At 36.6% G+C, this 3,821-nt stretch carries 4 protein-coding genes; 1 reads left to right on the top strand and 3 read right to left on the bottom strand.

Going from position 1 to position 3,821, the window contains the following annotated elements; genetic code table 11:
• The coding region (locus A194_RS18810; RefSeq protein WP_017187681.1) for a recombinase family protein at nt 1-1,308 on the top strand (1,308 nt) is incomplete at its 5' end.
• On the opposite strand, the gene rlmH is transcribed toward A194_RS18810, so the two are convergent.
• From rlmH to A194_RS0115345, 3 genes are all read right to left on the bottom strand, one after another.
• A complete protein-coding gene (gene rlmH / locus A194_RS19920; RefSeq protein ID WP_029425376.1) occupies nt 1,204-1,614 on the bottom strand; it encodes a 23S rRNA (pseudouridine(1915)-N(3))-methyltransferase RlmH in 411 nt (136 codons plus the stop codon). The genes A194_RS18810 and rlmH overlap by 105 nt on opposite strands.
• A 330-nt stretch (nt 1,615-1,944) precedes the next feature.
• Nucleotides 1,945-2,484: a class II glutamine amidotransferase domain-containing protein gene (locus A194_RS18805; RefSeq protein ID WP_029425375.1), complete on the bottom strand. Its 540-nt coding sequence runs from the start codon at nt 2,482-2,484 to the stop codon at nt 1,945-1,947.
• Between the two features lie 468 nt (nt 2,485-2,952).
• Nucleotides 2,953-3,821: S1C family serine protease (locus A194_RS0115345; RefSeq protein WP_017187680.1), on the bottom strand; the 869-nt coding region annotated here is incomplete at its 5' end.

Genomic DNA, 3,821 nt, shown 5'->3' with positions numbered 1-3,821 from the left:
CAAGGTTACTATAATGGTGGTCGTGTATTAGGTTATGACAGTGTCGATAAGCACCTTATAGTCAACGAAGAAGAAGCGCACATTGTTCGGTTAATATTCGAATATGCTGAACAGAATCTAGGTTATAGAGCAATTGTAAGTCGAATCAATGATATGGGGTATAAAACAAAACGTGGATGCAATTTCTCAATTAACACAGTAAAGACGATCTTAGATAATCCTGTGTATATAGGAAAGATTCGTTTTAACGTTTACGAAAATTGGTCTGAGAAACATCGTAAGGGTAAGAACGACGATTATATTCTCGTTGATGGTAAACATGATGCCATTATTGATCAGGAACAGTGGGAGCAAGTGCAAAAACGTCGCAAGAAACGTTCGATCAGACCTGCCCAATCTTACAAACCATATATTTTGAACGGATTATTGAAATGTCCTAAATGTGGTTATGGCATGGTCTCTGGTGCATCAAAAGGTGCAAAAGGTAAGAAATATCGCTACTATAATTGCGGCCTCTTCCACAACAAAGGAAGCAAGGCATGTAGCGCTCATTCTATTCGTTCTGATCGAGCAGAGGAGCAAGTATTTGAAGAATTAAAACGAATTGTATCTGAACCGTATGTACTTAAAAAGATCATAGGTGAAGTGAATGAAACACGTAGCCAAGCAACCAGTCCAATAAATGACGAAATCAAAATGGCACATTCTAAATTGAAGAAAGTTGATACGCGCATTAACAACATAACTGACCAATTAATGGATGATCCCTCTTTAGCTGCTATCTTTAAACCAAAGCTGAATGATTTGATGACAGAAAAAAATGATATTCAAAATAGACTTGAATCTCTTAATACGGAGTTAGAGGAATGTGATACTACACCTATAGATGCTGATGCACTATATCACCTATTAACTAATTTTGAGGAAGTCATGAGGAATTCAAAACCCGAAGATCAAAAAGCCTTACTTCGTTTGATCATAAAGGACATACAAATTGACAAAGATGCACCTCGACGAGTAGGAAGACATATTAAGAAAATCAATTTGCATTTTGACTTTACAATCGAAGGTCTACAAGAGCATTCTTTAGAATTACTAGGTAAAGTGGGAACAGATTATATCGAACCTGTGGAGAGTTGGATGTTGGAAAATGATGAGGGTAAATTGATGAGCGAATGGATGGATTCGCTTAGTATTTTACCCTTAAAAGATGTACGGTTCATTCCTAACGATCCTAAATCCCCGATAAACCTGCTCCAACAAAATCAACCGCATCAATTGATGTGGATAAGTCATTTTGCTAAATGAAATGGCGTAGTCACTTCGTTGTTTGACTTCATCGCTTAAGCCAAGTGAACCACCAATGACAAAAGCGATCTTACTCTTGCCATACGTAGCTAAGTCGTCCATTTTCTTGGCGAAGGCTTCTGATGTTAATTGCTTCCCTTCAATTTCAAGTGTAATGACATATGTATCTGTGGATATCTTTGTTAATATCTTCTCGCCTTCTTTGTTTTTGACCGCTTCTTCTTCTGCTTCACTCATATTGTCTGGTGCTTGTTCATCTGGTACTTCTTCTACTTTCACTTTGGCATACTTACTAAGCCGCTTCATATATTCATCGATACCTTGTTTTAAGTATTTTTCTTTTAATTTTCCGACTGAGACATTGTAATGTTCATTGCCACACCTCCATCTACTTCTTAGTATATCTTAAGCTTTAAAAACAATAAAACCCTGACTAAATCTCTAGCCAGAGCACATCATCTTTAGGTTGTTGCCCACTTACCGACCGTTTCTACGGCTGAATGGCTTGGGAACAACTCTTTAAAGATTTTATAATATAATGCTTCTTGTTTACTTCTTAATTCGACTGATGCTTCTTGTTGATATGTTTTTAAGTCGTCATCAGAAATCGTCTCGTTCGCATACTGTTCTAAAAGTCTAATGCGCCGCTTCCTTCTGAGAATTCTTCTTTTTTACGCCAAAGGACGCTTTGCTGAATTTCGCGATAACAAACAAAACCAGTTTCAGGCGCGGAAATTCATAAACCTCATCTGTCATAAAATATAACGTCTTTAATTCTGAAGCAAATACATACTCGCCATTTTCATCTTTGGCATAATACAATGGTTTAATGCCTAATGTATCTCTTCCAGCTACAAAAGTATTGTTCTCGTCATCTGCTAAGAAGAAGGCAAACATACCATCTAACTTCTTAATGCTATCCACACCTTCATCTTCATACAGCCTTAAGACGATTTCGCTATCCAACTGCGTTAATAGCTTATCCTCATACTCCTGTTTTAATTGTGGATAATTATAAATCTCGCCGTTAACGACTACCCATTTCGTTTCTTCTTTATTAGTAATAGGTTGAATACCATCATCTAAACCGATAATGGATAAACGTTGATGACCTAAATGAAAATGATTTAACCGTACGTCTTTTCCTTCATCTGGACCTGTGCACCATACTTTCAAGCACTTGATCCATTTCTGTTTTGTTTAACATTCCTGTTGTCGCAAATATTCCACAGATAATTAACACCACATTTGTTTTTTAAAAATTTAATATTGTTTAACATTCTATCAAATGTTCGTCTTTTTACAAGTGAGTATTGAAGTAATATTTATGTAAACTACTATAAAGCCTGGTTTAACAAGTTTTTATTTGTCCATAAGTTATACACATTCTATGTGTGCAACTTGTTTATAAACAACTATTAAAGATTTTTTCTGGGGAAAAACATAAGTTACCCACATACTTACTAACATATCAACATATGTTCGTGCTATATTTAGTTTCAAATAGACAGATCAACACAATATATGGTCGAGTTAATTTATTTTACCCACATTTTGTGTATAAACCTCTTAATAATGTGGATAACCACTCAATTCCGAACAATTTAAAAAGACTTACCCACAATGTGAGTAAGTCTTCTTCAATTAAAACTCCTGTGATGTTAATGTAAGACTTGTTTCATAAAGTTCTCCATTTCTATAGAACGTTATATCAATTTCATCACCAGGGTTTGTTTCATTATATAAATACTGCCTTAACTCAAAAACATTACCGATTTCTTCACCATTCATATCGATAATTACATCGTACTGTTCGAAACCTGCTTGATCTGCTGGTGATATGGTCTCAACTGATGCGACTAATACACCACGATCAACATCTTCAGGTAAATTCAGCGTATTGCGTAAATGGTGTTGAGCAACATCTTGTAAAGAATATGGTGAAATACCTAAGTATGAACGCGTCACAGCTCCTTGTTGCTCTAACTCTTCCATAATTGGACGAGCCATATCAATTGGTATGGCAAAGCCTAAACCTTCTAACTGCGGTGATGCGATTTTCATTGAGTTAATACCGATTAACTCGCCTTCTAAATTCACAAGGGCGCCACCTGAGTTACCTGGGTTAATCGCTGCATCAGTTTGAATAACTTCCATTTGCCAATCGATAACCCCATTTTGCGTGTAGTCAATTGGAATTAATCGGTCTTTACCGCTAATGATCCCTTGTGTGACTGACCCTGCAAACTGAAGACCTAGTGGGTTACCAATGGCTAAAACTGGTTCACCTACATTGATCGTTTCAGATTGCCCTAGTTCAATCACTTGATCCACGAATGTATCTTCTACTCGTAACACGGCTAAGTCTGAATACATATCGCCTCCTATGACTTCCGCTTCTACTTGCTCTTCTTCTGAGAAAACGACTTCAACTGAGTCTGCACCTTCAATAACATGATAATTAGTCACAACGTAAGCTTCGCCGTCTGTTTGTTTATAAACAACACCTGAGC

Origin of the sequence: Alkalibacillus haloalkaliphilus C5 (genome assembly GCF_000269905.1) — a bacterium.
Lineage (GTDB): Bacteria > Bacillota > Bacilli > Bacillales > Alkalibacillaceae > Alkalibacillus > Alkalibacillus haloalkaliphilus_A.
The sequence above is the reverse complement of the archived record's forward strand: the minus strand, read 5'-3'. Positions and strand labels throughout refer to the sequence as shown.

What these genes read in the sequence shown, in the direction of transcription:
- rlmH (WP_029425376.1), bottom strand. Translation starts at nt 1,614, where the DNA reads ATGAAGCGGCTTAGTAAGTATGCCAAAGTGAAAGTAGAAGAAGTACCA.